The 22,775-nt window shown below is 65.0% G+C and carries 20 protein-coding genes and 2 tRNA genes; 19 read left to right on the top strand and 3 right to left on the bottom strand.

The genetic code is table 11. From position 1 onward, the window contains the following. Positions 1-117 precede the first annotated feature (117 nt). The 3 genes from gyrB to ABD705_RS01255 all read left to right on the top strand — a co-directional run bounded on the left by gyrB (position 118) and on the right by ABD705_RS01255 (position 5,242). Positions 118-2,166: a DNA topoisomerase (ATP-hydrolyzing) subunit B gene (gene gyrB / locus ABD705_RS01265; RefSeq protein WP_344779702.1), complete on the top strand. Its 2,049-nt coding sequence runs from the start codon at positions 118-120 to the stop codon at positions 2,164-2,166. Positions 2,167-2,258: 92 nt separating this feature from the next. Beyond that, complete coding sequence (gyrA, locus tag ABD705_RS01260) at positions 2,259-4,841, top strand: DNA gyrase subunit A (protein ID WP_344779700.1); 2,583 nt, start codon at positions 2,259-2,261, stop codon at positions 4,839-4,841. Further along, positions 4,838-5,242, top strand: coding sequence for a DUF3566 domain-containing protein (locus ABD705_RS01255; RefSeq protein ID WP_344779698.1), 405 nt, complete (start codon positions 4,838-4,840; stop codon positions 5,240-5,242). The genes gyrA and ABD705_RS01255 overlap by 4 nt, the downstream gene beginning before the upstream one ends. Before the next feature lie 95 nt (positions 5,243-5,337). On the opposite strand, the gene ABD705_RS01250 is transcribed toward ABD705_RS01255, so the two are convergent. Beyond that, positions 5,338-6,060: a VIT1/CCC1 transporter family protein gene (locus ABD705_RS01250; protein WP_344779696.1), complete on the bottom strand. Its 723-nt coding sequence runs from the start codon at positions 6,058-6,060 to the stop codon at positions 5,338-5,340. Positions 6,061-6,171: 111 nt separating this feature from the next. Here ABD705_RS01250 and ABD705_RS01245 point away from each other — a divergent pair. From ABD705_RS01245 to ABD705_RS01230, 4 genes are all read left to right on the top strand, one after another. After that, a tRNA-Ile gene (locus ABD705_RS01245) sits at positions 6,172-6,245 on the top strand. A 13-nt stretch (positions 6,246-6,258) separates the two neighbouring features. Further along, positions 6,259-6,331: transfer RNA gene (locus ABD705_RS01240), tRNA-Ala, on the top strand. A 523-nt stretch (positions 6,332-6,854) separates the two neighbouring features. Continuing rightward, entirely contained in the window at positions 6,855-8,066 is a 1,212-nt protein-coding gene (locus ABD705_RS01235; RefSeq protein ID WP_344779694.1) for an FAD-dependent monooxygenase, read from the top strand. Between the two features lie 5 nt (positions 8,067-8,071). Beyond that, positions 8,072-8,695 carry an NADPH-dependent F420 reductase gene (locus tag ABD705_RS01230; RefSeq protein WP_344779692.1) on the top strand — a complete coding sequence of 208 codons (624 nt, stop codon included), beginning with the start codon at positions 8,072-8,074 and terminating at the stop codon, positions 8,693-8,695. Here the strand turns inward: ABD705_RS01230 and ABD705_RS01225 are convergent. Further along, entirely contained in the window at positions 8,665-9,630 is a 966-nt protein-coding gene (locus ABD705_RS01225) for a LysR family transcriptional regulator (protein WP_344779690.1), read from the bottom strand. The two genes, ABD705_RS01230 and ABD705_RS01225, sit on opposite strands and share 31 nt — an antisense overlap. 200 nt (positions 9,631-9,830) lie before the next feature. Between ABD705_RS01225 and ABD705_RS01220 the strand changes: the two genes are divergently transcribed. Genes ABD705_RS01220 through ABD705_RS01205 form a run of 4 tightly spaced genes read left to right on the top strand, consistent with a single transcriptional unit; the run spans position 9,831 to position 12,942 of the window. After that, positions 9,831-10,862: a thiamine pyrophosphate-dependent enzyme gene (locus ABD705_RS01220; protein WP_425562005.1), complete on the top strand. Its 1,032-nt coding sequence runs from the start codon at positions 9,831-9,833 to the stop codon at positions 10,860-10,862. Further along, positions 10,855-11,883, top strand: a complete 1,029-nt coding sequence (locus ABD705_RS01215; protein WP_344779688.1) for an alpha-ketoacid dehydrogenase subunit beta — start codon at positions 10,855-10,857, stop codon at positions 11,881-11,883. The genes ABD705_RS01220 and ABD705_RS01215 overlap by 8 nt, the downstream gene beginning before the upstream one ends. Beyond that, the gene (locus ABD705_RS01210) at positions 11,876-12,199 is read left to right on the top strand and encodes a biotin/lipoyl-containing protein (RefSeq protein WP_344779686.1); all 324 of its coding nucleotides are present in this window, start codon (positions 11,876-11,878) and stop codon (positions 12,197-12,199) included. The genes ABD705_RS01215 and ABD705_RS01210 overlap by 8 nt, the downstream gene beginning before the upstream one ends. 2 nt (positions 12,200-12,201) lie before the next feature. Further along, positions 12,202-12,942: an alpha/beta fold hydrolase gene (locus ABD705_RS01205; protein WP_344779684.1), complete on the top strand. Its 741-nt coding sequence runs from the start codon at positions 12,202-12,204 to the stop codon at positions 12,940-12,942. 50 nt (positions 12,943-12,992) lie between these two features. On the opposite strand, the gene ABD705_RS01195 is transcribed toward ABD705_RS01205, so the two are convergent. Next, the gene (locus ABD705_RS01195; protein ID WP_425562004.1) at positions 12,993-13,967 is read right to left on the bottom strand and encodes a LysR family transcriptional regulator; all 975 of its coding nucleotides are present in this window, start codon (positions 13,965-13,967) and stop codon (positions 12,993-12,995) included. A 232-nt stretch (positions 13,968-14,199) separates the two neighbouring features. Between ABD705_RS01195 and ABD705_RS01190 the strand changes: the two genes are divergently transcribed. The 8 genes from ABD705_RS01190 (at position 14,200) to ABD705_RS01155 (ending at position 22,763) form a co-directional block, all read left to right on the top strand. Continuing rightward, positions 14,200-15,387, top strand: coding sequence for an ABC transporter substrate-binding protein (locus ABD705_RS01190; protein WP_344779682.1), 1,188 nt, complete (start codon positions 14,200-14,202; stop codon positions 15,385-15,387). A 101-nt stretch (positions 15,388-15,488) separates the two neighbouring features. Continuing rightward, positions 15,489-16,190 carry an ABC transporter ATP-binding protein gene (locus ABD705_RS01185; protein ID WP_344779680.1) on the top strand — a complete coding sequence of 234 codons (702 nt, stop codon included), beginning with the start codon at positions 15,489-15,491 and terminating at the stop codon, positions 16,188-16,190. A gap of 56 nt (positions 16,191-16,246) precedes the next feature. Continuing rightward, the gene (locus ABD705_RS01180) at positions 16,247-16,945 is read left to right on the top strand and encodes an ABC transporter ATP-binding protein (protein ID WP_344779678.1); all 699 of its coding nucleotides are present in this window, start codon (positions 16,247-16,249) and stop codon (positions 16,943-16,945) included. Then, on the top strand, positions 16,942-17,802 hold the full coding sequence (locus ABD705_RS01175) for a branched-chain amino acid ABC transporter permease (protein ID WP_344779676.1): 861 nt from the start codon (positions 16,942-16,944) through the stop codon (positions 17,800-17,802). Before ABD705_RS01180 ends, ABD705_RS01175 begins: the two co-directional genes overlap by 4 nt. Before the next feature lie 65 nt (positions 17,803-17,867). Then, positions 17,868-18,920 carry a branched-chain amino acid ABC transporter permease gene (locus ABD705_RS01170; RefSeq protein WP_344779674.1) on the top strand — a complete coding sequence of 351 codons (1,053 nt, stop codon included), beginning with the start codon at positions 17,868-17,870 and terminating at the stop codon, positions 18,918-18,920. Further along, the gene (locus ABD705_RS01165) at positions 18,921-20,279 is read left to right on the top strand and encodes an FAD-binding oxidoreductase (protein ID WP_344779672.1); all 1,359 of its coding nucleotides are present in this window, start codon (positions 18,921-18,923) and stop codon (positions 20,277-20,279) included. Positions 20,280-20,585: 306 nt separating this feature from the next. Further along, positions 20,586-21,659 carry a histidinol-phosphate transaminase gene (gene hisC / locus ABD705_RS01160; protein WP_425562003.1) on the top strand — a complete coding sequence of 358 codons (1,074 nt, stop codon included), beginning with the start codon at positions 20,586-20,588 and terminating at the stop codon, positions 21,657-21,659. Positions 21,660-21,746: 87 nt separating this feature from the next. Continuing rightward, positions 21,747-22,763: an ABC transporter substrate-binding protein gene (locus ABD705_RS01155; protein ID WP_344779668.1), complete on the top strand. Its 1,017-nt coding sequence runs from the start codon at positions 21,747-21,749 to the stop codon at positions 22,761-22,763. Positions 22,764-22,775: the final 12 nt, after the last annotated feature.

Raw genomic sequence — 22,775 nt, 5'->3', positions numbered from 1 at the left:
ACGTTCCGGACCCTTCCGTACCGTTTCAGGGCCGCACAGGGCCGCCTAACGCGCTTTCCGGGCCCTGAGTTGATAGGATGGACTGTCACCCCTGGACGATCGGAGCGCGGGATCGAAATGACGTCAGAAACACCGGAGAATGAGCCCGCGCAGGCAGATCAGCAGCCCGCTTCCAAGCCCGCACCCAACCAGACCCATTACGGTGCCGAAGACATCCAGGTGCTCGAGGGACTCGAGGCGGTGCGCAAGCGCCCGGGCATGTACATCGGCTCGACCGGCGAGCGCGGACTGCACCACCTGGTGCAGGAGATCGTCGACAACTCGGTCGACGAGGCCCTGGCCGGCTACTGCGACACGATCCTCGTCACGATCCTCGAGGACGGCGGCATCCGCTGCGTCGACAACGGCCGCGGCATCCCCGTCGCGCCGCACTCCTCCGACCCGACCAAGTCCACCGTCGAGGTGGTGCTGACCGTGCTGCACGCCGGCGGCAAGTTCGGCGGCGGCGGCTATGCCGTCTCCGGCGGCCTGCACGGGGTCGGCTCGTCGGTGGTCAACGCGCTCTCGAGCCGTTTCGAGGTCGAGGTCAAGCGCAACGGTCACGTCTGGCGGCAGACCTTCCGCGACGGCGGGGTGCCGCAGGGCCCGTTGGCCAAGGGCGAAGCCAGCAGCGAGACCGGCACGACCATCACGTTCTGGCCCGATGCGACGATCTTCGACGACATCGCGTTCGACTACGACCTGCTCCGGGTGCGCTTCCAGCAGATGGCCTTCTTGAACAAGGGCCTGACCATCTCACTGGTCGACGAACGGGCGAAATCGCTGCAGGTCGACGACGTCGACGGCGAAGAGGTCGTCTCGCAGCGCCACGACACGTTCCTGTACGAGCGCGGCCTGGTCGACTACGTCGAATACCTGAACCGGGTGCGCCGTGCCGAGCAGGTGCACGACGAGATCATCGACTTCGAATCCGAGGACACGACCCGCAAGATCTCGCTCGAGGTCGCGATGCAGTGGACCTCCAGCTACACCGAGAACGTCTTCACCTATGCGAACACCATCAACACGCACGAGGGCGGCACGCACGAAGAGGGCTTCCGCGCGGCGCTGACCACGCTGGTCAACCGCTACGCGCGCGCGAACGGCATCCTCAAGGACAAGGACGAGAACCTCTCCGGCGAGGACGTGCGCGAGGGCCTGACCGCGGTCATCTCGGTCAAGCTCGCCGAACCGCAGTTCGAGGGCCAGACCAAGACCAAGCTCGGCAACACCGAGGCCAAGGCGTTCGTGCAGAAGGTCGTCGGCGACCGGCTGGGCGACTGGTTCGACCGCAACCCGGGCGCGGCCAAGAACATCATCCGCAAATCGATCGACGCCTCCACCGCACGGCTGGCCGCCCGCAAGGCGCGCGAGACCGCGCGCCGCAAGAGCGTCTTCGAGTCGGCATCCATGCCCGACAAGCTCAAGGACTGCACGAGCAAGGACCCGTCCATCTCGGAGGTCTTCCTCGTCGAGGGCGATTCGGCCGGCGGCTCGGCCGTGCAGGGTCGCGATCCGCACACGCAGGCGATCCTGTCGCTGCGCGGCAAGATCCTCAACGTCGAGCGGGCGCGGCTGGACCGGGCCCTGGGCAACAATGAGATCCAGGCGATGATCGCCGCCTTCGGCACCGGCATCGGCGAAGACTTCAACATCGACAAGGCCCGGTACCACAAGATCGTGCTGATGGCCGATGCCGACGTCGACGGCCAGCACATCACGACGCTGCTGCTGACGCTGCTGTTCCGCTACATGCGGGGCCTGATCGAGGCCGGTTTCGTCTACCTCGCGATGCCGCCGCTGTATCGGCTGAAGTGGACCAACGCGCCCAGCGAGTACGTCTACTCCGACATCGAGCGCGACGCGCTGCTGAACGACGGGCTCGCCTCGGGCAAGCGGATCCCGAAGGACAACGGCATCCAGCGCTACAAGGGCCTCGGTGAGATGAACCCGAAGGAGCTGTGGGAGACCACGATGGATCCGACCACGCGCACGCTGCGTCAGGTCACGATCGACGATGCCGCGGCCGCCGACGAGATCTTCTCGGTGCTGATGGGCGAGGATGTCGAATCCCGCCGCAGCTTCATCCAGCGCAACGCCAAGGACGTCCGGTTCCTTGACATCTAGATTGCTATCCGTTTCGACCCGTCGACCCGAACATCCCCGGTCGCCCGGCGAGCGAAGCGAGACGAAACGACAGCGAGAGAGAACGAAGACACATGGCTGACGACGACCGCCCCACCGAAGCGCCCGAGCACAACCACGGCAGGATCGACCAGGTCGACCTGCAGGTCGAGATGCAGCGCAGCTACCTCGACTACGCGATGAGCGTCATCGTCGGGCGCGCGCTGCCCGACGTGCGCGATGGTCTCAAGCCCGTGCACCGGCGCGTCATCTACGCGATGTACGACGGTGGCTACCGTCCCGACAAGTCGTTCTCCAAGTGCGCCCGTGTGGTCGGCGAGGTCATGGGCCAGTACCACCCGCACGGTGACTCGGCGATCTACGACACCCTCGTCCGGCTCGTGCAGCCGTGGTCGCTGCGCTACCCGCTCGCACTCGGCCAGGGCAACTTCGGTTCGCCCGGCAACCAGGGCGCCGCCGCCCCGCGGTACACCGAGACGAAGATGGCTCCGCTCGCGCTGGAGATGGTGCGCGACATCGAAGAGGAGACCGTCGACTTCCAGGACAACTACGACGGCCAGACCCAGGAGCCGGTCGTCCTGCCCTCGCGCTTCCCGAACCTGCTGGTCAACGGCTCGGTCGGCATCGCCGTCGGCATGGCGACCAACATCCCGCCGCACAACCTGCGCGAGGTCGCCGCCGGCGCGCTGTGGGCGCTGGAGCACCCCGAGGCCACCCGCGAAGAGCTCTTCGAGGCGCTGATCCAGCGCATCCCCGGCCCGGACTTCCCGACCGCCGCGCACATCCTCGGCACCCGCGGCATCCAGGACGCCTACCGCACCGGGCGCGGGTCGATCACGATGCGCGCCGTCGTGGACGTGGAAGAGATCCAGGGCCGCACCTGCCTGGTCGTGACCGAGCTGCCCTACCAGGTCAACCCCGACAACGTCGCGCTCAAGATCCGCGACCTCGCCCGGGACGGCAAGATCGCCGGCATCGCCGACATCCGCGACGAGTCCAGCGACCGCACCGGGCAGCGCCTGGTGGTCGTGCTGCGACGGGATGCCGTCGCCAAGGTCGTGCTGAACAACCTGTACAAGCACACCCAGCTGCAGGAGAACTTCGGCGCGAACATGCTCGCGATCGTCGACGGCGTGCCGCGCACGCTGCCGATCGACGGGTTCATCACGCACTGGCTCAACCACCAGGTCGACGTGATCGTGCGCCGCACCCGGTTCCGGCTGCGCAAGGCCGAAGAGCGCATGCACATCCTGCGCGGATACCTGAAGGCGCTGGATGCGCTGGACGACGTGATCGCCCTGATCCGGCGGTCGCAGACCGCCGACGACGCGCGCGAGGGTCTGAAGGACCTGCTTGAGATCGACGACGACCAGGCCGCTGCGATCCTGTCGATGCAGCTGCGTCGGCTGGCTGCCCTGGAGCGGCAGAAGATCGTCGACGAGGCCGCCGAGCTCGAGCGGCAGATCGCCGACTTCAACGACATCCTCGGCGACCCGGCCCGGCAGCGTGCGATCATCCGCGACGAGCTCACCGACATCGTCGCCAAGTTCGGCGACGAGCGCCGCACGCACATCCTGCCCGGCTTCGACGGCGACATGTCGATCGAAGACCTCATCCCCGAAGAGGAGATGGTGGTCACGGTCACCCGCGAGGGTTACATCAAGCGCACCCGCAGCGACAACTACCGCTCGCAGCATCGGGGCGGCAAGGGTGTGAAGGGCGCGCAGCTGCGCGCCGACGACGTGGTCGAGCACTTCTTCGTCACCACGACGCACCACTGGCTGCTGTTCTTCACGACTAAGGGCCGGGTCTACCGTGCCAAGGCGTATGAGGTGCCCGAGGCCGGGCGCGATGCCAAGGGCCAGCACGTGGCGAATCTGCTCGCACTGCAGCCGGACGAGGAGATCGCCCAGATCCTCGACATCCGTCACTATGACGATGCCGCCTACCTGGTGCTGGCCACCCGCGGCGGTCTCGTGAAGAAGTCGCGGCTGAACGAGTACGACACGAACCGGCAGGGCGGGATCATCGCGATCCGGCTGCGCGAGGACGACGAGGTCGTCAGTGCGCTGCTGGTCGATGAGGACGACGAGATCCTGCTGATCAGCACGAAGGGCATGTCGCTGCGGTTCGCCGCGACCGACGAGGCGCTGCGTCCGATGGGCCGGTCGACCGAGGGCGTCAAGGGCATGTCGTTCCGGCAGGGCGACAACCTGCTGTCGGCGTCGGTGGTCTCCAGTGACGGCTACGTGTTCGTGGTCACCGACGGCGGCTACGCCAAGCGCACCGCGGTCGGCGAGTATCGGGTGCAGGGCCGCGGCGGACTGGGCATCAAGGTCGCCAAGCTCAACGACGACCGCGGCACTCTCGCGGGCGGCCTGATCGCCACGATCGATGACGAGGTCTTGGTGGTTCTTGCCAGCGGCAAGGTGGTACGCTCTGCCGTGGCCGAGGTGCCTGCCAAGGGTCGCGACACGATGGGTGTCGTGTTCGCCCGTCCCGACGACGATGACCGCATCATCGCGATCGCTCGGAACTCTGAGCGCGGGTTGGGTGAGGAAGACGAGGCGGATGCCTCCACCGCCGCCGCCGAGGAGGTGCCGGCCGCTTCCTACGAGACTTCCGCCCAGACCACCGAAGAGAGTACTGCCGAATGAGCACAGTCGCCGACAAGCTGGCCAAGAAATCCAGCCATAAGACCAGTGCGAAGCAGGTGCGTCTGCGGCTGGTCTACGTGGACTTCTGGTCGGCCGTGAAGCTGTCCTTTCTGGCGGCGGTGGCGCTGGCCGTGGTCACCATCGTCGCGTTCTTCCTGATCTACATGGTGGTCTCGGCCACCGGCCTGATCACCAAGACCGACGAGCTGTTCAAGAGCGTGTCTGACGGCGGCATCACCCTGTCGTCGATCATCGGGCTGCCGCAGGTGATGGCGATCGCCGCGATCATCGCGATTCTGAACCTGGTCGTGGTCACCGTGCTGGGCGCCGTCGTCACGGGCATCTACAACCTGGCGGTCAAGGTCACCGGCGGCTTGCTGATCGGCTTCACCTCGAACTGACCCGCGCCGGCGCGGGCCCGCGCACTGCGGGTGGAGGATGCCTGCGCGTCATGGCGGGGGCGGACGCTGCCGCCGGGCGTGCTGTCGCGACGGGCTCAGCCGATGCCGGCGGTGCCCAGCAGCATCCCGATCACGAACGTGGCGACCAGGGCGAGTGCGCCGCCGATCACCAGTCGCAGCATGGCGCGCAGCTTGGGGGCCCCGCCCAGTCGGGCGGCAATGGTGCCGGTGCACGCCAGGGCCACCAGCACCGCGATGAACGTCACGGCGATGCGCGCCGAAGGCGGCGTCAGCAGCACCGCCAGCATCGGCAGCAGTGCGCCGATCGTGAACGCCACCGCCGACGAGAGCGCGGCATGCCACGGGTTGACCAGATCGTGCTGGTTGATGCCCAGCTCCACCTCGAGGTGCGCGGCTAGGGCGTCGTGGGCGGTGAGCTCGACGGCGACGGTGCGTGCGGTCTCGGCGCTCAGACCCCGCTGCTCATACAGTTCGGTCAGCTCGGCGAGCTCTTCGTCGGGCATCTCCTCGAGCTCGCGGCGCTCCTTCTCGATCAGCGCGCGCTCGGTGTCGCGCTGGCTGCTGACCGAGACGTATTCGCCGAGCGCCATCGACACCGCCCCGCCGACCAGGCCTGCCGCACCTGCGGTGAAGATCAGTCCGAGGCTGTTCGTGGCCGCCGCGACACCGACGACGATGGCCGCCACCGAGACGATTCCGTCGTTGGCGCCGAGCACGCCGGCGCGCAGCCAGTTCAGCCGCTGCCCGATGTTGGCGGCGTGCGGCTCGCTCGGGTGCGTCTCGTCGGCGAAGGTCATGAGCACAGTCAAACAACACGCGGCCGCGAGAGCAATCTCGACATCGGTCCGATTCGGACAATCACCCCGATTCGGGTAATATCTTGGAGGTTGACGACGCCGTCGGCATGCGGGGCTATAGCTCAGTTGGTTAGAGCGCTTCACTGATAATGAAGAGGTCCCAGGTTCAAATCCTGGTAGCCCCACTCCACCGGTCACGGGGCCTTAGCTCAGTTGGTAGAGCACCTGCTTTGCAAGCAGGGGGTCAGCGGTTCGAACCCGCTAGGCTCCACCGTTCAGACCTGCTGCTCGAACCCTCTTCGGCGGGCATCTCACCCCTTGGTCGTCGCAAATGACGACCTCTGGGGGCGGAAACTCGGCAAACGTGACGACCGAAGACGGGCGGTGCCGCTTCGGTCGTCGCAAATGGCGGGTTTTACTGCCTGCGACTCGCCACATGCGACGACTCAAGAATCGGGTCAGCGTGGATGCCCGGGCGGGCAGCAGGCTCGCTGAGGGTGGCGACGTTCGGCATGGCGGCGACGAGCTGTCTTCGGCCCACGTGACCATCGGTGCCCTCGGTCCGCGCGGAATGTTAGTTCAATCAAAGTACATGTTCAAACAACTGTGATTTACATATAGAGGCTGCCGTCACAAGCTTGGAGAAAACACTTCGGCATGCTGCTCGAGCAGCCGCGAGAGCGACCCCCGGAGCAACGTGGAACAGGTGCGAGGCCAAGGATGGACTCCGATACCCGGGCGCGACGGACAGGGAGCAGGGCACAAGTGTTGACCAGGCTAGTCAAGGAGAAGCAATGGTAAGCCACACCACGAGAATCGCGGTCATAGGCGGAGGGGTAGGCGGACTCACGGCTGCGATAGCGCTGACGAGGATCGCAGATGTCCAGGTCACCCTGTTCGAACAAGCCGCCGAACTCGGCGACGTCGGCGCCGGCGTCACGGTCGCCCCGAACGGGCAGCGTGTTCTCGAGAAGCTCGATGCGCTTGAGCCGGTCAAGCGCGCCGGAGCAATCCCCGACGGCCCGGGCCTGTACATGGATGCCTTGGGCAACGTCGTGACCGACGCCGCATGGGAGGACACGGCCAAGCAGTATCAGAATGTCGGAATGTACCGACCGGATCTGGTGGACGTTCTCGCGCGGGAGGTCGCACCGGAGTCAGTGCGGCTGGGGCATCGCCTGACGTCGGTCCGCGCGCTGGATGAGAGTGTCCGCGTCGAATTCGACAATGGCTTTCACGACGAATTCGACGGAGTGATCGGCGCGGACGGCATCCATTCCCGGGTGCGGGACTCGCTGATGGACGTCCCACGCCCCGTGTACTCCGGGTCCATTGCCTACCGCGGCGTGATCGATGCCGCACTTCTCCCCAAGGACTGGCCGATGATCAGTCAGGTCTGGATGGGGGAGGGAAAGCATTTCATGTGCTACCCCTTGCAGCAGCGCAGGTTGTTCAACTATGTCGGATTCGTGCCGAGCACCAGACCGCTCAAGGAATCGTGGTCCGCACCGGGCGAGGTGAGCGAACTCGCCGCGGAGTTCGGCGGCGAGAAATGGGACCTGTCGCTCCGTCGCTTCATCGACCTCATCGACCACACGTTCTGGTGGGGCCTCTACGACCACGAGCCGCTCTCGAACTGGTCGCGCGGACGCATCACTCTGCTCGGCGACTCCGCACACACCATGCTGCCGCACGCCGGCCAGGGCGTGAACCAGGCCATGGAAGACGCCATCACGCTGGCGTTCTTCCTCAGGGAGGCCGACGGCGCTCACGAGATCGCCGAGGCATTCAAGCGCTACACGGCCATTCGCATGCAGCGCACGGCGATCCTGCAGAACAGTTCGCGTCGGAGCGGCTCACAGTTCGACGCGCAAAACGAATTCGCCGACATCAAGAAGCGTGATGCCGACCTACATGCGGGTCGGGACTTCCGTCGAAGCGTGCTGTTCGACTTCGACGCCGTGGCGGCCGCCGAACGGGCACTCAAGCGATACAGGAGGATCTAGTAATCATGACATCGATCAGCATCATCGGTACCGGTAAAATGGGTTCGGCCATCGCCGATATCGCGGCCCGCGCCGGGACGAAGATACAAATCGTCAGGCGTCAGACCGGGTCTGGCTCATCTCGTGAGCGTTCGGACGTGGAGTACGCTCGCGTCGGCGACGACCTCACCGGCGATCTTGTCGTTCTGGCGGTCCCCTACGAGGCGTATCCCAGCATCCTCGAGCATTACCGGGACCGGCTCGGTGGCAAGGTCGTCGTGGACATCAGCAATCCTATTGATTTCACGACCTACGACGAGCTGCTGGTGCCGGCGGATTCATCGACCGCAGTCGAGCTCGCCAAAGAGCTTCCACTGGACACCACGGTCGTGAAAGCGTTCAATGTGAATCTCGGCGACACCCTGAGCGCGGGGACGAACGGCACGACGCGCACGACCGTCATGTTCGCCGGCGATGATCCGGAGGCGAAGATCACTCTCGCGGCCCTCATCGAGGCGGGGGGACTGCGCGCGGTCGATGTGGGCCCCCTCTCGCGCGCCCGCGAGCTCGAGGCGATGGGTTTTCTGCAGATCATCTTGGCGGCGAGCGCGAAGACGCACTATGAATCCGGGTTCACGCTTCTGCCCTGAGCGGGCGCCGACACCGCAGCGGCAGCGGGCTCGTCCTTACCACCGAGCCGCTCTGCGGCGAAGTCGAGAAGTGCCGAGGCTCGAGGCGTGAGACTCAGGTCCTCAGGCCAGATTCCCACCACGTGAGACACAGTGACCGGTGGGTCGAATCGCCGAATGACGAACGGCCGTCCCTCCGCGCTTATCTGCGCGGCGTTGGGGCGCGACATGAGAAGGCCGTAGCCGAGACCCCTGCCCACGATCGCCTCGACCAGGCTGATGTGGGTCACTCGTGCTGCGATCTTCGGTTCGAGACCGCGCGCCGCGAACGCGTCTGTGACGTTGCGGACGCCGGGGGCCGCATCGACTTCGACATATGGTTCGTCGGCAAGATCCGCGAGGTCGACCGTGGCAGCCTGCGCGAGCGGATGACTCGGGTGAAGGTGGACCTCAAGCTCCGTCGCGTAGATATTGCGACGGGAGTACCCGGCGGGCAACGACACGTTGTAGACGAGCGCGACGTCGAGATGACCCGCGTCGAGCGCCGTGCACAGCTCTTCGTTCGTGCCCAGCATGAACTCGATGGTCACTTCGGGATGCCTTTTCGGAAAGCCCTCAAGAAGCTCGGGGATCACGCTCGTCGAAAAGCCGGAATAGCAGCCGAGCTTGACCGGACCCCTGAGTTCCTTTCCCTCGCCGGCGCTCAGAACGAGCTCCTGAGTGTCAGCGAGGATCCGGCGAGCCTTCCTGGCGAATTCCTGGCCGGTCGGCGTCAGGGTAAGGCCTCGGGCTTTGCGCCGCACGCACAGCTGTGCTCCGACGGCGCGCTCGAGATTCGTGATGGCCTGCGACAGCGCAGACTCCGAGATGTGCAGGTGGGCTGCAGCCGTGCTGAGCGTGGTGAAGTTCGTCAAGGCGGCGAACAGCTCAAGCTGTCTCAGGCTCACGTCGATCATGGTTCACCTCTCCGATCTTCTGCGGCCGGGTCGAACTACATCTTCATTCTATAGCGATTTACTTTCAGTGTTGAGCCCTACACAATGAATGAACAAGGCTTCTCAGCCCCACCGCGAATGGCGGATTTCCATTTCCAAGAGGGCGATGACGGCCGACCTGTTCTGTCAGGGATTGCAGCTCAGCGTGAGGAGTGAAGAGTGTGACTACAAAGACGTCGGCACGGCTTGCAGAAGAAGCAGGGCTATCCACCGAATTGCTCAAAGATCTCTATACCAAGATGCTCATCACGCGGCAGATCGACACGAGCGCGATCGCCATGCAGCGTGAGGGCGTCATCTTGGCCTATTCGCCGTTGCGCGGCCAAGAAGCGGCGCAGATCGGCAGCGGCGTCGCGCTCGATCTGGCGCGGGACTTCGCGTTTCCCACTTATCGTGAACTCGGCGTCGCGGTCGCGATGGGAGTCGATCTCGTCGGGTATCTGGCCAGCTACGTCGGCATCTGGCACGGCGGTCTTTACGACCCGGTGGCTTCGCGCTTCGGCTCGATCAACGCGGTGGTCGCCGGATCGGTGCTGCACTCGGTGGGGTGGGCGAAAGGGGCACAGCTCTCCGGCGACGGTGGCGTCGCCGTCAGTTACTTCGGCGATGGGGCGAGCTCAGAAGGCGAAGTGCACGAGGCCATGAATCTCGCCGGAATCGACAAGCTGCCCGTCGTGTTCTTCTGTCAGAACAACGGCTGGGCGATTTCTCTCGCTGCCGAACGTCAGATCGCCGGCGGTTCCGTCGCGGCACGCGCCGCCGCATACGGCATCGAGGGCGTGCAGATCGATGGCAATGATGTCATTGCTGTGCTTCACGCGACACGGCAGGCGCTCGCTCGGGCCCGAGCCGGAGAGGGACCCACCGTCATCGAGGCGATGACCTATCGCGCCGGCCCGCACTCGACGTCCGACGATCCTGGTCGTTATCGTTCGCTCGATGACGAACAGACGTGGCTGTCGAAAGATCCGATCGCGAGCCTCGCTGACCGGCTGAACGCGGAGGGCATCGCCGACGGGCAGTTCTTCGAGGCTGCCTCAGCCGAAGCAGCGCGTGCCGCCGACGCCGTGCGCGCGGGTCTTGTGGCGCTCACCGACCGACCGGGCGAGGAGCTCTTTGATTTCGTGTTCGCCAATCCGACAGGGGCACTGCAGGAGCAGAAGCACGCATGGCAGGAGAGTATGCATGACTGAGTCCAAGAGCACCGTGCCGGCGAACCCGACGCCAGAGGCGAGCATGCAGGTCGCGCTGAATCTCGCACTGGAGCATGCGCTCGCCGAGGACGATCGCACGCTGGTCTTCGGTGAAGACGTTGCGAAACTCGGCGGCGTGTTCCGAGTGACCGATGGCCTGCAGGAGAAGTTCGGCAGTGACCGCGTCTTCGACTCTCAGTTGGCGGAGGCGGGCATCGTCGGCATGGCGGTCGGCCTCGCTCTGCACGGATACCGGCCGATCCCGGAGATCCAGTTCGACGGATTCGCCTACCCCGCGATGAACCAGATCGTCACTCAGATGGCGCGGATGAATTATCGCTCGCGAGGCGCGGCACCCATGCCGATCACGTTGCGCCTGCCGAGTTTCGGTGGAATTCGAGCCCCGGAATTCCACGGCGAGAGCTTGGAGTCCCTGCTCGCGCATGTCCCCGGACTGAAGGTGGTGTCTCCCTCGAACCCGAACGAGGCATACCAGTTGCTTCGCCAGAGCATCGCGGACCCGGATCCGGTTGTCTTCATGGAGCCGAAGGCACGCTACTGGAACAAGGCCGTGTTCGACCCCGAGGTGCCTGCCTCCGACTATCTGCCCATCGGCGCGTCCCGAACAGTCCGGTCGGGTAAGCACGTCACGCTCATCGCGTGGGGGGCCATGGTCGCGAGGTGCTTGCGGGCGGCCGAGCTTGCCGAAGAGGACGGCGTCGAGATCGAAGTGATCGATCTGCGCTGGCTGAAGCCGATCGACGCGGCCGGTCTCGAAGAGTCCGTGGGCCGCACGAAGCGGGCGGTGGTCGTGCACGAGGCACCGTTCAGCGGTGGCCTCGGTGGCGAAGTCAGTGCGATCATCACCGAGCGCTGTTTCGACTCGTTGCGCGCGCCCGTGCAACGAGTTGCCGGGTATGACGTTCCTTACCCTTCCGGAGCGCTGGAAGACCAGTATTTGCCGAGCGTCAACCGGATCCTCAGGGCCGTTCAACGCGTATTGGAGTATCGACGTGGCTGAGAAGACGCTGATTCTGCCGGACCTGGGCGAGGGTCTTCTGGATGCCACCGTGTTGGAGTGGCTGGTCTCGGTCGGCGATCACGTCGAGCGTGGCGACGCGCTCGTTGAAGTCGAGACCACGAAGTCCGCCGTCGAGCTGCCGTCGCCGCAGTCGGGGACGGTGGCCCGATTCCATGCTGAGGCGGGCGAACTCGTGAATGTCGGTGAGCCGCTCATCACGCTGGAATTCGAAGATGACCAGGCCGGGATCGTCGGCACGGTGCCGGTTCAGAGAGAGTCTGCGCACCGAGTCCGTCTGCGGCCGCCAGAGGACTGACGATGCCGAAGGTGAGCGGTTCGGATGGCGTTGCGATCTGCTTTCAGTGGGTGGCCGGGCCCCGTCCCGTCGTCCTGGTGCACGGATTCGGCTCCACTGCGCAGATGACGTGGGTGGAAACGGGCTGGGTGCGCGCCCTGACCGGTGCTCAGCGCGGCGTTCTCACGCTGGACCTGCGCGGACATGGGATGAGCGGCAAGCCCAGTGACGCGGGCTCCTACTCGCTGGAGCTCATGGTGGGCGACGTCGTCGCCGTCATGGACGCGGCCGGGCTATGGGCCGTGGACGTCGTGGCCTACTCCCTGGGAAGCCGGATCGCGCTGGCGCTTGCGCAGTCGGTTCCGGAGCGCATCGGGACCCTGGTGCTGGGCGGGATCGGTACGGAGGAGTTGTTCCAGAGCTGGGACGCGGAATCCATTCGATCGATGCTCAAGGGCGATGTGCCCATAGCCGATCCGCTGGCGATGAGGTTGTTCAGCGGCGCGAGGTCCCTGCCGGGCGCCGATGTCGCGGCGTTGCTCTCCTGCGTCGAGGGACTGAGCGGTCATGAGGTCACGACGACCGCGCTGCCGCAGCGCGCGCTGGTGGTGGCCGGTGAGGCCGACACCGCGGCCCGGGGTGCAGCAAATCTGGCCGACGAGCTGGGGGCGCGATTCGTCTCGATACCGGGGCGGAACCATATGAACGCACTGAGTGCCCGATCCTTCAAGCAGGCGGCGTTGGAGTTCCTCGACGACAGGTGATGTTCAGCAGCGCCGTGCCGGCGAGCTGCACGGGTGGGAACTGCGATCCGTCAAGGTGAGACCGGCCCGATGCCGGTCGGCCCCTCGTGTGGCCGTCGTCGACGAGCATCGGAATCGTTGCGCATCTTGCCGCCGAGCTTCTCGACGGCGAAGTCGAGCAGGGCGACCGCGCGCGACGTGAGGATCATGTCCTCGGGCCAGATCGCCACGACATGTGTGGAGGTCGCGGGTGGGTCCAGAGGCCGAACGGAAACGGGCAGCCCCTCGACGCTGACCGGGAGTACGTTGGGCCGGGACATGAGCAACCCATAGCCCGCACCGCGAGCCACGAGCGCCTCGACGAGCGTGACCTGAGTGACCCTGGCATCTATCCTCGGCGTGAGACCACGCGCGCTGAATGCCTCGATCGTGTACGTGAGGATGTTCGGCAAGTCGTAATGGATGAGCGGCTCGTCAGCGAGATCGGCGAGGTCGACGGTGGCCCCCGCGGCGAGCGGATGGCTCGGGTGCAGGTGGGCTTCAAGCCGAGCCGGGTAGATCTTGCGATGCCGGTAGCCCTCGGGGAGGAACATGTCGTACACGAACGCGACATCGAGGCGTCCTGACTGAAGTGCGGGGAACAAGTCCTCGTTCGTGCCGACCACGGTCTCGAGGTCCACTCCGGTGTGTGTGTGCGAGAACCCGTCCAACAACTCAGGTACGACGCTCGTCGCAAAGCTCGCAAAGCAGCCGAACCTCACGGGGCCGCGCAACTCGTCTCCCGCGCGAACGTCCAGAACGAGTTCGCGTGTGTCCCCGATGATTCGGCGTGCCCGCCTCGCGAAGTGCTGACCCGCCGGAGTCAGCGCGAGCCCCCGGGCCTTGCGGCGCACGCACAATTGTTCACCGACCGTCTTCTCGAGTCCTGTGATGGCCTGGGACAGCGCCGATTCAGAGATGTGCAGATGCGCTGCTGCCGCACTCAGCGTGGAAAAGTCCGGCAGGGCAGCGAACAACTCGAGTTGCCTCAGACTCACATCAGCCATGGCCCACCTCAAGATCCAGAGAATTCATAAGCAGAGTCGAACTTCATTTGAGCATCTTCTAAATTTACCTTAAGCATGGTCCGCGTCATGATGGGGGTCAATGGCAGCGCTCGTGACAGTGACGACGATCACCCCTACACAGTCAGTGGGAGACCTCGAAGTCGACAGTCCCAGTGAGATGGCGCACGACAAAGAAGTCCACGGTTAATCACTACGCAATAAGGAGCAGCTCATGAGAAGAAGAAGCAGGCTCGGTGCGCTCTCGATCGCACTCGGGGCGTCATTAGCGCTGGCGGCATGCAGTGCGCCGGCAACGTCGCCGGGAGCATCGCCCGGCGACGATCAGTCGGAAATCACGATCGGCGTGATCACCTCGCTCAGCGGCGGATACAGCGTGCTCGGCGGCTTCGTGAAGAACACGATCGCCCTGCTGGCCGAGGAGGCCAATGCTGCCGGCGGCATCGACGGACACAAGGTCAACGTGGAATATGTCGATGACCACACTGATCCGACCCAGGCGGTGACGGCGCTGCGCTCGCTGCTGGCGAAGAAGCCGGTAGCCATCGTCGGTCCGATTCTCAGCTCGTCGTGCGGTGCGATCCTGGATGCCGTCGACCAAGCCAAAGTCCCGATGGTCACCACGTGCGCGACCGACTCTCAAGTGGAGCCGATCCACAAGTACACCTTCATGTCCACCTTGCCCACTCCGGGAATGGCCGGAGCACTGACGGACTACTTGAAGAGCATCAACAAGGACAAGATCGGGGTGCTCTATGACTCGGCCGACTTCGGTCAGTCGGGCTTCAATGCGCTGAAGAACCTGGGCACGGCGAATATCGTCGAGAGCCAGTCGTACCAGCTGTCGTCGACGACATTCCTGCCGCAGTTGACGTCACTGACCAAGAGTGATGCCAACGCCATCGTCGTCTGGGGCGCCGGCCCGCCGCTCGTGACGATTGCGAAGGAGTACTCGCAGCTCGGCTCGAACGTGCCCATCGTATTCCCCGGATCGGCGGCGACGCCGCTGTTCTTGGGCCCAGCCGGTGCATCGGCGAATGGCGCGGTCATGGCCTCGAGCATTGCCAACGTCATCGATCAGGTCCCCGACACCAACCCGAGCAAGGTCATCGACCAGAAATTGGCGACGGATTACAAGGCGAAGTACAACGAGGAGATGTCGCAGTTCACGGCTGACTCCTGTGGCGCTTGGTCGGTGATCGCCAACGGGATCAAGATCGGAGGTACGGACCCGGTCAAGATCCGCGATGCGATCGAGAGCAACCCGGCAGTCGGCTGCCACGGCACCTACAAGTACTCGGCGACGGACCATCGTGGCCTCACGGCGGCGGATGTCTGGATCGTCACCGATCAGAACGGCACGCTGACGGCGACCGACTACAGCGTCAACAAGGCGAAGTAGCGCATATGGTCAGCGATCAGGGCGCGGAGCGTCGCACGTCGTCGGTGTTGAGGGTGGAGAGCATCACCCGGTCATTCGCCGGTGTCACGGCAGTGGACTCGGTGTCGCTCGAGGTGACGGCAGGCAGTCTGGTCGGGATCCTGGGACCCAACGGCGCCGGAAAGTCAACGCTCTTCCATCTGATCGCCGGGCATCTGCGTCCGGACGGAGGCCGGGTCTTCATCGGAGACCGCGATGTCACCCGGCTCCGTCCGTATCAGCGCGCGGCGCTGGGAGTCGGACTCGTCTTCCAGAAGCCGCGTCTGTTCGAGGGCATGACCGTCCTGCAGAACGTCATGGCCGGCCGGTACCTCAAAGGCAACGCCGGGATGTTCGCCTCCGCACTGCGGCTTCCCCGCCACGGACGGTGCGAGGTGCATGCCGAGCAGGCGAGCCGAGAACAGCTCGCGAGATTCGGAGTGCCAGACCGTTACACCGATGAGATCATCGACGGGTTGCCGTTCGGTGTCCAGCGCCGTGTCGCAGTGGCGCAGGCATTGGGGGTTGCCGGAAGCGTCCTGCTCTTGGACGAGCCGGCTGCCGGCCTGACGGGCAGTGAACGGAGCGAGCTTGCTGAATCGATCGCAGACCTGAAGGCCGGCGGCATGTCGATCCTCTTGATCGAGCACGACGTGCGGTTTGTGGCCAGTATCGCCGATTCGCTGCTTGTCCTCGATCGCGGGGCCGTGATCGCCGAGGGCCCGGTGCGCAAGGTTCTTGCAGACCCGAAAGTCATCGAGGCCTACAGCGGGGTGGGTGTCTGATGCTGAGCGTCCACGACGTCGTGGTTCGGTACGGGGCACTGGAGGCGCTTCACGGGGTGAGCATCGACGTGCCATCGGGGGCGTTCGTGGCTGTTCTCGGCAGAAACGGCGCAGGGAAGAGCTCGTTGGTCGGAGCGATCTCGGGGATCTTGCCCCTGTCCGGCGGGACGGTGCAGATCGGCGGCAGGAGGATCGACGGCAAGGGTCCGACCCACGTCGTTCGTGCGGGTGTGGCGGTGGTTCCCGAAGGGCGCCAGCTTTTCGGGGAACTGAGCGTGTTGGACAATCTGCGGCTCGGAGCATACGGCAACACGTCGGTCGGCGTGAGCGGCTTCCTCCGTTCACTGCTTCCGAAGCAGCCGGCGATCGAAGCCGCCGTGGTCCGGGTCTTGGACCTGCTTCCGGAGTTGAAGGAGCTTCTGTCCCGGGAAGCGGGGAAGCTGTCCGGTGGACAGCAGCAGATGGTGGCGGTCGGACGGGCGTTGATGGCCGACCCCGCAGTGCTGCTGGTCGACGAGCTCTCGCTCGGGCTCGCACCGATCGTGGTGCACCGCCTCCTGGAATATCTGAAATCGCTGAACGCCGGAGGGATGAGCATTGTGCTCATCGAGCAGAACATCGCCTCGGCACTGCGCGCCTCGACCAGCGCCTATGTCCTCGAAGGCGGCGTCGTCCGGTTCTCCGGACCGAGCTCGGAGCTGGCCCACGATGGCAAGATCCTGAACGCGTACCTCGGAGTGGAGGAGGCAGCATGATCAGCGATCTCTTGCAGTCGCTCTTTTCCGGACTCGCACTCGGGGCGTTGTATTCCATTGTCGGAATCGGTTTCGTGATCATCTATCGCGTGACGGGGGTGGCGAATCTGACCCAAGGTGCGCTGGTCGCGCTCGGCGCCTATGTCATGTCGAGCGTCGCCGGGCTCCTGCCGTGGGCGCTGGCGGTCCTCGTCAGCCTGCTGGTCACGGCCGCCGCGGCAGCCTTCGTCGGACTCGCGGTGCTGACAGGTCGCTCTCTGGGTGCCCACGCTCCGCTGATCATGACACTGGGCCTCGCCATCGCCTTTCAGGGTGTCTTCATTTTGATCTGGGGTGACCTCCCGGTCTCCTACCCGCCGCTGATCTCCGCCGCGTTCAGGGTCGGGGGTGCCTTCATACTGCCCCAGCAGGTACTCCTGCTCGCGGTCGTCCTGGTCTTGTTCGTTCTCCTGCAGATGTTCTTCTCGAAGTCCTATCTCGGGAAAGCCCTCACCGCCGCGTCGTCGAATCCGCACGCGGCCCAACTCGTCGGGGTGGAACTTCTCAAGATGGGCACGATCGCGTTCGCAGTCTCGGGCGCGGTCGCGGGCCTGACGGGAGCGATTTTCGGCGCGCTGGTGCCCATGACTCCGGAAGCGCATATCGCGATCGCGATACCCGGCTTCGCGGCAGCGATCATCGGCAATATGCGTTCCCCCGTCGGTGCCATGATCGGTGGCCTGGTCCTCGGGCAGGTCACGAGCGCCGTCGCGGTCTTCGGGCTTCCCGAGTACCAGCAGACGGCGGCGCTCGCCGTGCTCATCCTGGTGCTGCTGGTGAGGGCCGCGCTCGGGCGGCGAGGAGGCGAGCTCGCGTGAGGGCGTCCAGGATGAAACTCGATCGTCGGCGAATCGAGCTGTGGGGTGGGCCGCTCCTGGTCCTCGTGATCATCGTGGTGGGGCCGGTCGTCCTGCCGGAGGAGCTCATCGGCATCGGCGCGCTCTGTGCGCTCTATGTCATCGCCGGTGTCGGCCTTCAGCAGATGATGGGGGATACCGGACAGGTCTCCTTCGGTCAGGGCGCGTTCTGGGCGATCGGGGCCTATGGAGTGGGCATTCTGACGGTCAAGGCGCATCTGCCGGTGATCCCCGCGATCATCATCGGTGTGCTCATCACCGGCGTCGTGGCGTTCGCCATCGGCTGGCCGCTCACCCAACTGCGCGGACACTACCTGGCGGTCGCCACGTTGGCACTGGCGATGATCGTAGCTGACCTTGCGAACAACCTCATCGGTGTCACGGGAGGGAGCACCGGCCTTCCCGGCGTTCCCCTGATCACGTTGTTCGGCGAACCGATGATCGGGACCCCGTTCTACATCCTCTGTTGGATAGTCGCCCTTGTCGTCTTGGTCGGAGCGTCGAATCTCTCCACCAGCCGGACGGGTCGGGCGTTTCGCGCCGTCGGCCGGGACGACAGCGGCAGCCAGGCGTTGGGGATCCCGTCGGCGGGCTATCGCCTCAGGTCCTTCGTCCTCGCCGCGATGCTCGCCGGCGGTGGCGGGGCGTTGTATGCCACCTATCTGGGCTTCCTCTCACCGGATGCCTTCAGCGTCCAGCTCTCCGTGCTCCTTCTCATCATCGTGGTCGTCGGCGGCCTCGCTTCGCCCTACGGGGCGTTGCTCGGCGCCGTCGTGGTCACCGTTCTGAGCCAGTGGCTCACCGCCGTCGCGAGCAACCCCTCGGTGCCCGTCGGGGTGGGGTCTGCCCTTGACCCGCTTCTCTACGGTGGCGCGGTGTTCCTGATCCTCCGGTTCCTGCCCAGCGGTCTGCAGCCGCCGTTGCGACGGATCGCCGGCGGGAGCGTGACGGGAATCCGCCGCCTGATGGGCCGGGACACGAGATCCGTCGAACCTCGCGAGGGCGAACGGGATGCCGATTCCCTCGCGCCGGCGGAGGTCGTCCCGACTGACACGCCCGCGCGCGTTGTGGAGGACTGAATGGACGTCGTGGCGCGGTTGACCCGGGCGCTGCCCGGAAAGGTCGAGACCACTCCAGACGTTCTTGAGCGCTACCGTCGAGACCGATCCGGTCGCGTCGCGGACGGCGTGCCGCTGGCCGTCGTTCGGGCGACTTCTGTCGACGACGTGCAGACCGCCTGCCGCATCGCCTCGGCGACGGGGACGCCGCTCGTCAGTCGCGGCGCGGGGACGGGGCTCGCGGGCGGCGGGATCGCCGGGGCCGGGGAAATCGTCCTCTCCACGACAGGCATGACGCGCGTCCTGGAGATCTCGCCGGCGAACCAGTATGCAGTCGTGGAACCGGGAATACTCAACGGAGACCTGAACAGGCGGCTCCAGGAGCACGGACTGTGGTGGCCGCCCGACCCCGCGAGCAAGGACATCTCCACGGTGGGCGGGAACATCGCTATGAATGCCGGCGGCTTGCTCTGTGCCAAGTACGGCGTCACACGGGAAGCGGTACTGGCGCTCAAAGTCGTCCTCGCCGACGGCCGGCTGATCTCACTCGGCCACAAGTCGGTCAAGGGAGTGACCGGCTATGACCTGTGCGCGCTGATGATCGGCTCCGAAGGCACGCTCGGTGTGATCGTGGAATGCACGCTCAAACTGCGCCCGGTGGTCACCGGGACCGTGGTGACCATCGGAGCGTTCTTCGATTCGGTCGAGCTCGCCGCAACGGCCGCGGCCGGTATCACCGCCGCCGGCCTGCAGCCGGCGATCATGGAGATCCTGGACCGGAGGACGCTGGAATGCGTCAGTCGATTCACCGGCAGCGACCTCATCAGCAGGGGAGATTCCTACTTCCTCGTGCAATGCGATGGACCCGCATCGGTGCAGGAGTCGAGTTCGGTCCTGGACATCATCACTTCCGCGGGAGGGACGGCCGAGCAGACGACGGACCCGGCCGAGTCCGAGCGCCTGGTCGACGTGCGGCGGCAGGGGTTCCCGGCGTTGGAGGCGATGGGAACCATGCTCGTGGAGGATGTCGCTGTGCCGCGTGAAAACATGGTGGCCGTCTTCCGGAAGATCGCCGAACTCGAAGGCAAGTACGCACTCATGATCCCTACCGCGTGCCATGCGGGGGACGGCAATCTGCATCCGAGTTTCGTGTTCCAGGGCGATACCGTTCCCGAGGAGGTCTGGCACGCTGCCGAAGAGCTGTTCACATTCGTCCTCACGCTCGGTGGCACACTGTCGGGCGAACACGGTATCGGCGTGTTGAAGAGACGCTGGCTGAGAGCTGAGCTCGGCGACGACCAATTCGACATTCAAAGGCAGATCAAAGCCGTCTTCGACCCGCAGAACATCCTCAATCGCGGCAAGGTCTTCGAACCCTGAGGTCACCCGAACTCTGCGCGAACACGTCCTCCACCCGGCGAGGATGCCCCAGTCCACGTGACCTCGCGCTGTTCGACCATCGCGGCGCTTCCCGAAATTCTTCGGTGCGATCGAACTACATCTTCATTCTATAGTGATTTACTTTCAGTGTTGAGCCTTACACAATGAATGGAAGGGCTCACCAGAACCACAATGGCGAAGCAGTCTTGTGGCCCTCCGCCCCTCGCGCCAGTGCAGGGTGGGCGTCCCGGCCGACCATTTCGGCAACCATCACCTGAGCCCCCGCGGAAGGACGGTGTCATCGCAATGATCAGGCAGCGAAGCGCTGTTGCGCAGCTTCCCGGGTACGTGCAGGGGAGGTCGGATGCAGGCGCGATAAAGCTCTCGTCGAATGAGAGCCCGTTTCCCCCTCTTCCCGCAGTGACAGACGCCCTGGGCGGCCTCATGGACAGTCTCCATCTCTACCCGGAGATCGCCGCCACCGAGCTGATTGCGCGGCTGGCCGCACGGCTTGCGGTGAACCCGGAAGAGATCGCTCTCGGCTCAGGGTCTGCCGAAGTGGTCACTCAACTCATCGCCGCTGCCGCGGGTGAGGGCGACGAGGTCATCTTCGCCTGGCGGTCCTTCGAGGCATACCCCCGGCTCGTGCAGATCGCGGGTGCGACCCCGGTGCCGATCGCGCTGACGAGCGAGGGGCGCCATGACCTGCCCGCGATGGCCGCCGCCGTCACTGATCGGACGAAGCTCATCCTCGTCTGCAGTCCGAACAACCCGACGGGTACGTGTGTCATGAAGGACGAACTGGATTCGTTCCTCCAGACGGTTCCACGAGAAGTCCTCGTCGTGATCGATGAAGCGTACGTGCATTTCAACAACGGTGAAGGGACCGCCGACGGGCTCGACTTCTTCCGCCGCTATGAGAATGTGGCGGTCTTGCACACCTTTTCGAAGGCCTACGGCCTCGCCGGCTTGCGGGTGGGGTACGCAATCGCCCCTGAGCAGATCACGGCGAACCTTCGCCGAGTGGCCCTGCCTTTCGGCGTGACCGCCCTCGCGCAGAAGGCCGCTCTGGTATCGCTCGATGCGGAAGCGGAGCTGCGGGAGCGAGTCGACTACGTCATATCCGAACGGTCTCGCGTCGCCGATGCATTGCGCGATGGCGGATGGAGCACGTTCGACTCGTTCGGCAACTTCATCTGGCTGCGGACCGGCGAGCGCACCGCATTCGTGCATCAGCAGCTGTGGGAGCGCGGAGTGCTCGCCCGCGCCTTCATCGGCGAAGGCATTCGGGTGACCGTTGGAAACTCAGAAATGAATGACGTGTTTCTCACCGCCATGCGAACGCTGAGTTCTCTGAGGGAATACGACACAACCGAATAGCGAGCACCGGCCGAAGGCATCCCTGGTGGGGCATTCGGTGAGCGGTGCAGCCATGCAATCACAGAACCCCTATCAAGGAGGATAGAGATGAGAATGAATCGATGGCTAGCCGGCATTGCCGCCGCAGCCGCGGGCGCACTGGCCCTTGCCGGTTGCGCAGGTGGCGGAGCGGGCAACGATGGCGGCTCCAACGACGCAAGCGCGAAGGTGCTGAACATCGGCATCAACCAGCTTCTGCAGCACCCCGCCCTCGATGCAGCCACAGAGGGCTTCAAGAAGGCGTTCTTCGACGCGGGCTACATCGATGGCGAGACCGTCAAGTTCGACGAGCAGAACGCGAACGGCGAGCAGGCCACGGCCGTCACGATCGCGAACAAGTTCGCGGGACAGGATCTCGACCTCGTCCTGGCTGTCGCCACGCCCGCCGCACAGGCGACGGCACAAGCCATCACCGACATCCCGGTCGTGTTCACGGCGGTGACGGATCCTGAGGCGGCCGGCATCGTCGACAGCTGGGAGAAGCCTGGGGCGAACGTGACGGGCGTGAGCGACCTCAACCCGGTCGCCGAGCAGATCGGGCTCGTCCGAAAGATGATCCCGGACGCGAAGACCGTGGGAGTCGCCTACAGCTCGGGTGAGGTCAACTCTGCCGTGCAGGTCGCGATCGCGAAGGAGGCCGCGGCCGACCTCGGGCTGACGATCAAGGAGGCCACGATCTCCAACCCCAGCGAGCTGGGGCAGGCGGTCGCCTCGCTCGGCGATGTCGATGCCATCTGGGTTCCGACAGACAACGGGGTCGGCTCTGCGATCGAGGTCGTCGTCCAGTACGCCGAGAAGAACAAGATCCCCATGTTCGTCGCCGATGCGACTCAGGTCGAGTCCGGCGGTGTAATGACCGTGGGGCTCGACTACTCCCAGATCGGCTATCAGACCGGTCAGATGGCTCTCGACATCCTGGAGAACGGGAAGGACCCTGCGTCCATGCCCGTCGAGATGCCGAAGGCTGACGCACCGCCGCTGACGATCAACCTCGGAGCTGCCAAGCGCATGGGTCTTGAGATCCCGCAGTCGTTCATCGACACGGCCGACAAGGTCATCGAGTAGTCAGCGACGCGA

It is taken from the genome of Microbacterium kribbense (assembly GCF_039537285.1).
Lineage (GTDB): Bacteria > Actinomycetota > Actinomycetes > Actinomycetales > Microbacteriaceae > Microbacterium > Microbacterium kribbense.
Note: the sequence above shows the minus strand (reverse complement) of the source record. Positions and strands in the feature narration are given on the sequence as shown.

Excerpts from the sequence above, each read along its gene's own strand:
- ABD705_RS01175 (WP_344779676.1), top strand. The coding sequence starts at position 16,942 with ATGATCAGCGATCTCTTGCAGTCGCTCTTTTCCGGACTCGCACTCGGG.
- ABD705_RS01255 (WP_344779698.1), top strand. The coding sequence starts at position 4,838 with ATGAGCACAGTCGCCGACAAGCTGGCCAAGAAATCCAGCCATAAGACC.
- gyrA (WP_344779700.1), top strand. The coding sequence starts at position 2,259 with ATGGCTGACGACGACCGCCCCACCGAAGCGCCCGAGCACAACCACGGC.
- ABD705_RS01155 (WP_344779668.1), top strand. The coding sequence starts at position 21,747 with ATGAGAATGAATCGATGGCTAGCCGGCATTGCCGCCGCAGCCGCGGGC.
- ABD705_RS01230 (WP_344779692.1), top strand. The coding sequence starts at position 8,072 with ATGACATCGATCAGCATCATCGGTACCGGTAAAATGGGTTCGGCCATC.
- ABD705_RS01205 (WP_344779684.1), top strand. The coding sequence starts at position 12,202 with ATGCCGAAGGTGAGCGGTTCGGATGGCGTTGCGATCTGCTTTCAGTGG.
- ABD705_RS01225 (WP_344779690.1), bottom strand. The coding sequence starts at position 9,630 with ATGATCGACGTGAGCCTGAGACAGCTTGAGCTGTTCGCCGCCTTGACG.
- hisC (WP_425562003.1), top strand. The coding sequence starts at position 20,586 with ATGATCAGGCAGCGAAGCGCTGTTGCGCAGCTTCCCGGGTACGTGCAG.
- ABD705_RS01195 (WP_425562004.1), bottom strand. The coding sequence starts at position 13,967 with ATGGCTGATGTGAGTCTGAGGCAACTCGAGTTGTTCGCTGCCCTGCCG.
- ABD705_RS01235 (WP_344779694.1), top strand. The coding sequence starts at position 6,855 with ATGGTAAGCCACACCACGAGAATCGCGGTCATAGGCGGAGGGGTAGGC.
- gyrB (WP_344779702.1), top strand. The coding sequence starts at position 118 with ATGACGTCAGAAACACCGGAGAATGAGCCCGCGCAGGCAGATCAGCAG.
- ABD705_RS01250 (WP_344779696.1), bottom strand. The coding sequence starts at position 6,060 with ATGACCTTCGCCGACGAGACGCACCCGAGCGAGCCGCACGCCGCCAAC.
- ABD705_RS01190 (WP_344779682.1), top strand. The coding sequence starts at position 14,200 with ATGAGAAGAAGAAGCAGGCTCGGTGCGCTCTCGATCGCACTCGGGGCG.
- ABD705_RS01165 (WP_344779672.1), top strand. The coding sequence starts at position 18,921 with ATGGACGTCGTGGCGCGGTTGACCCGGGCGCTGCCCGGAAAGGTCGAG.
- ABD705_RS01215 (WP_344779688.1), top strand. The coding sequence starts at position 10,855 with ATGACTGAGTCCAAGAGCACCGTGCCGGCGAACCCGACGCCAGAGGCG.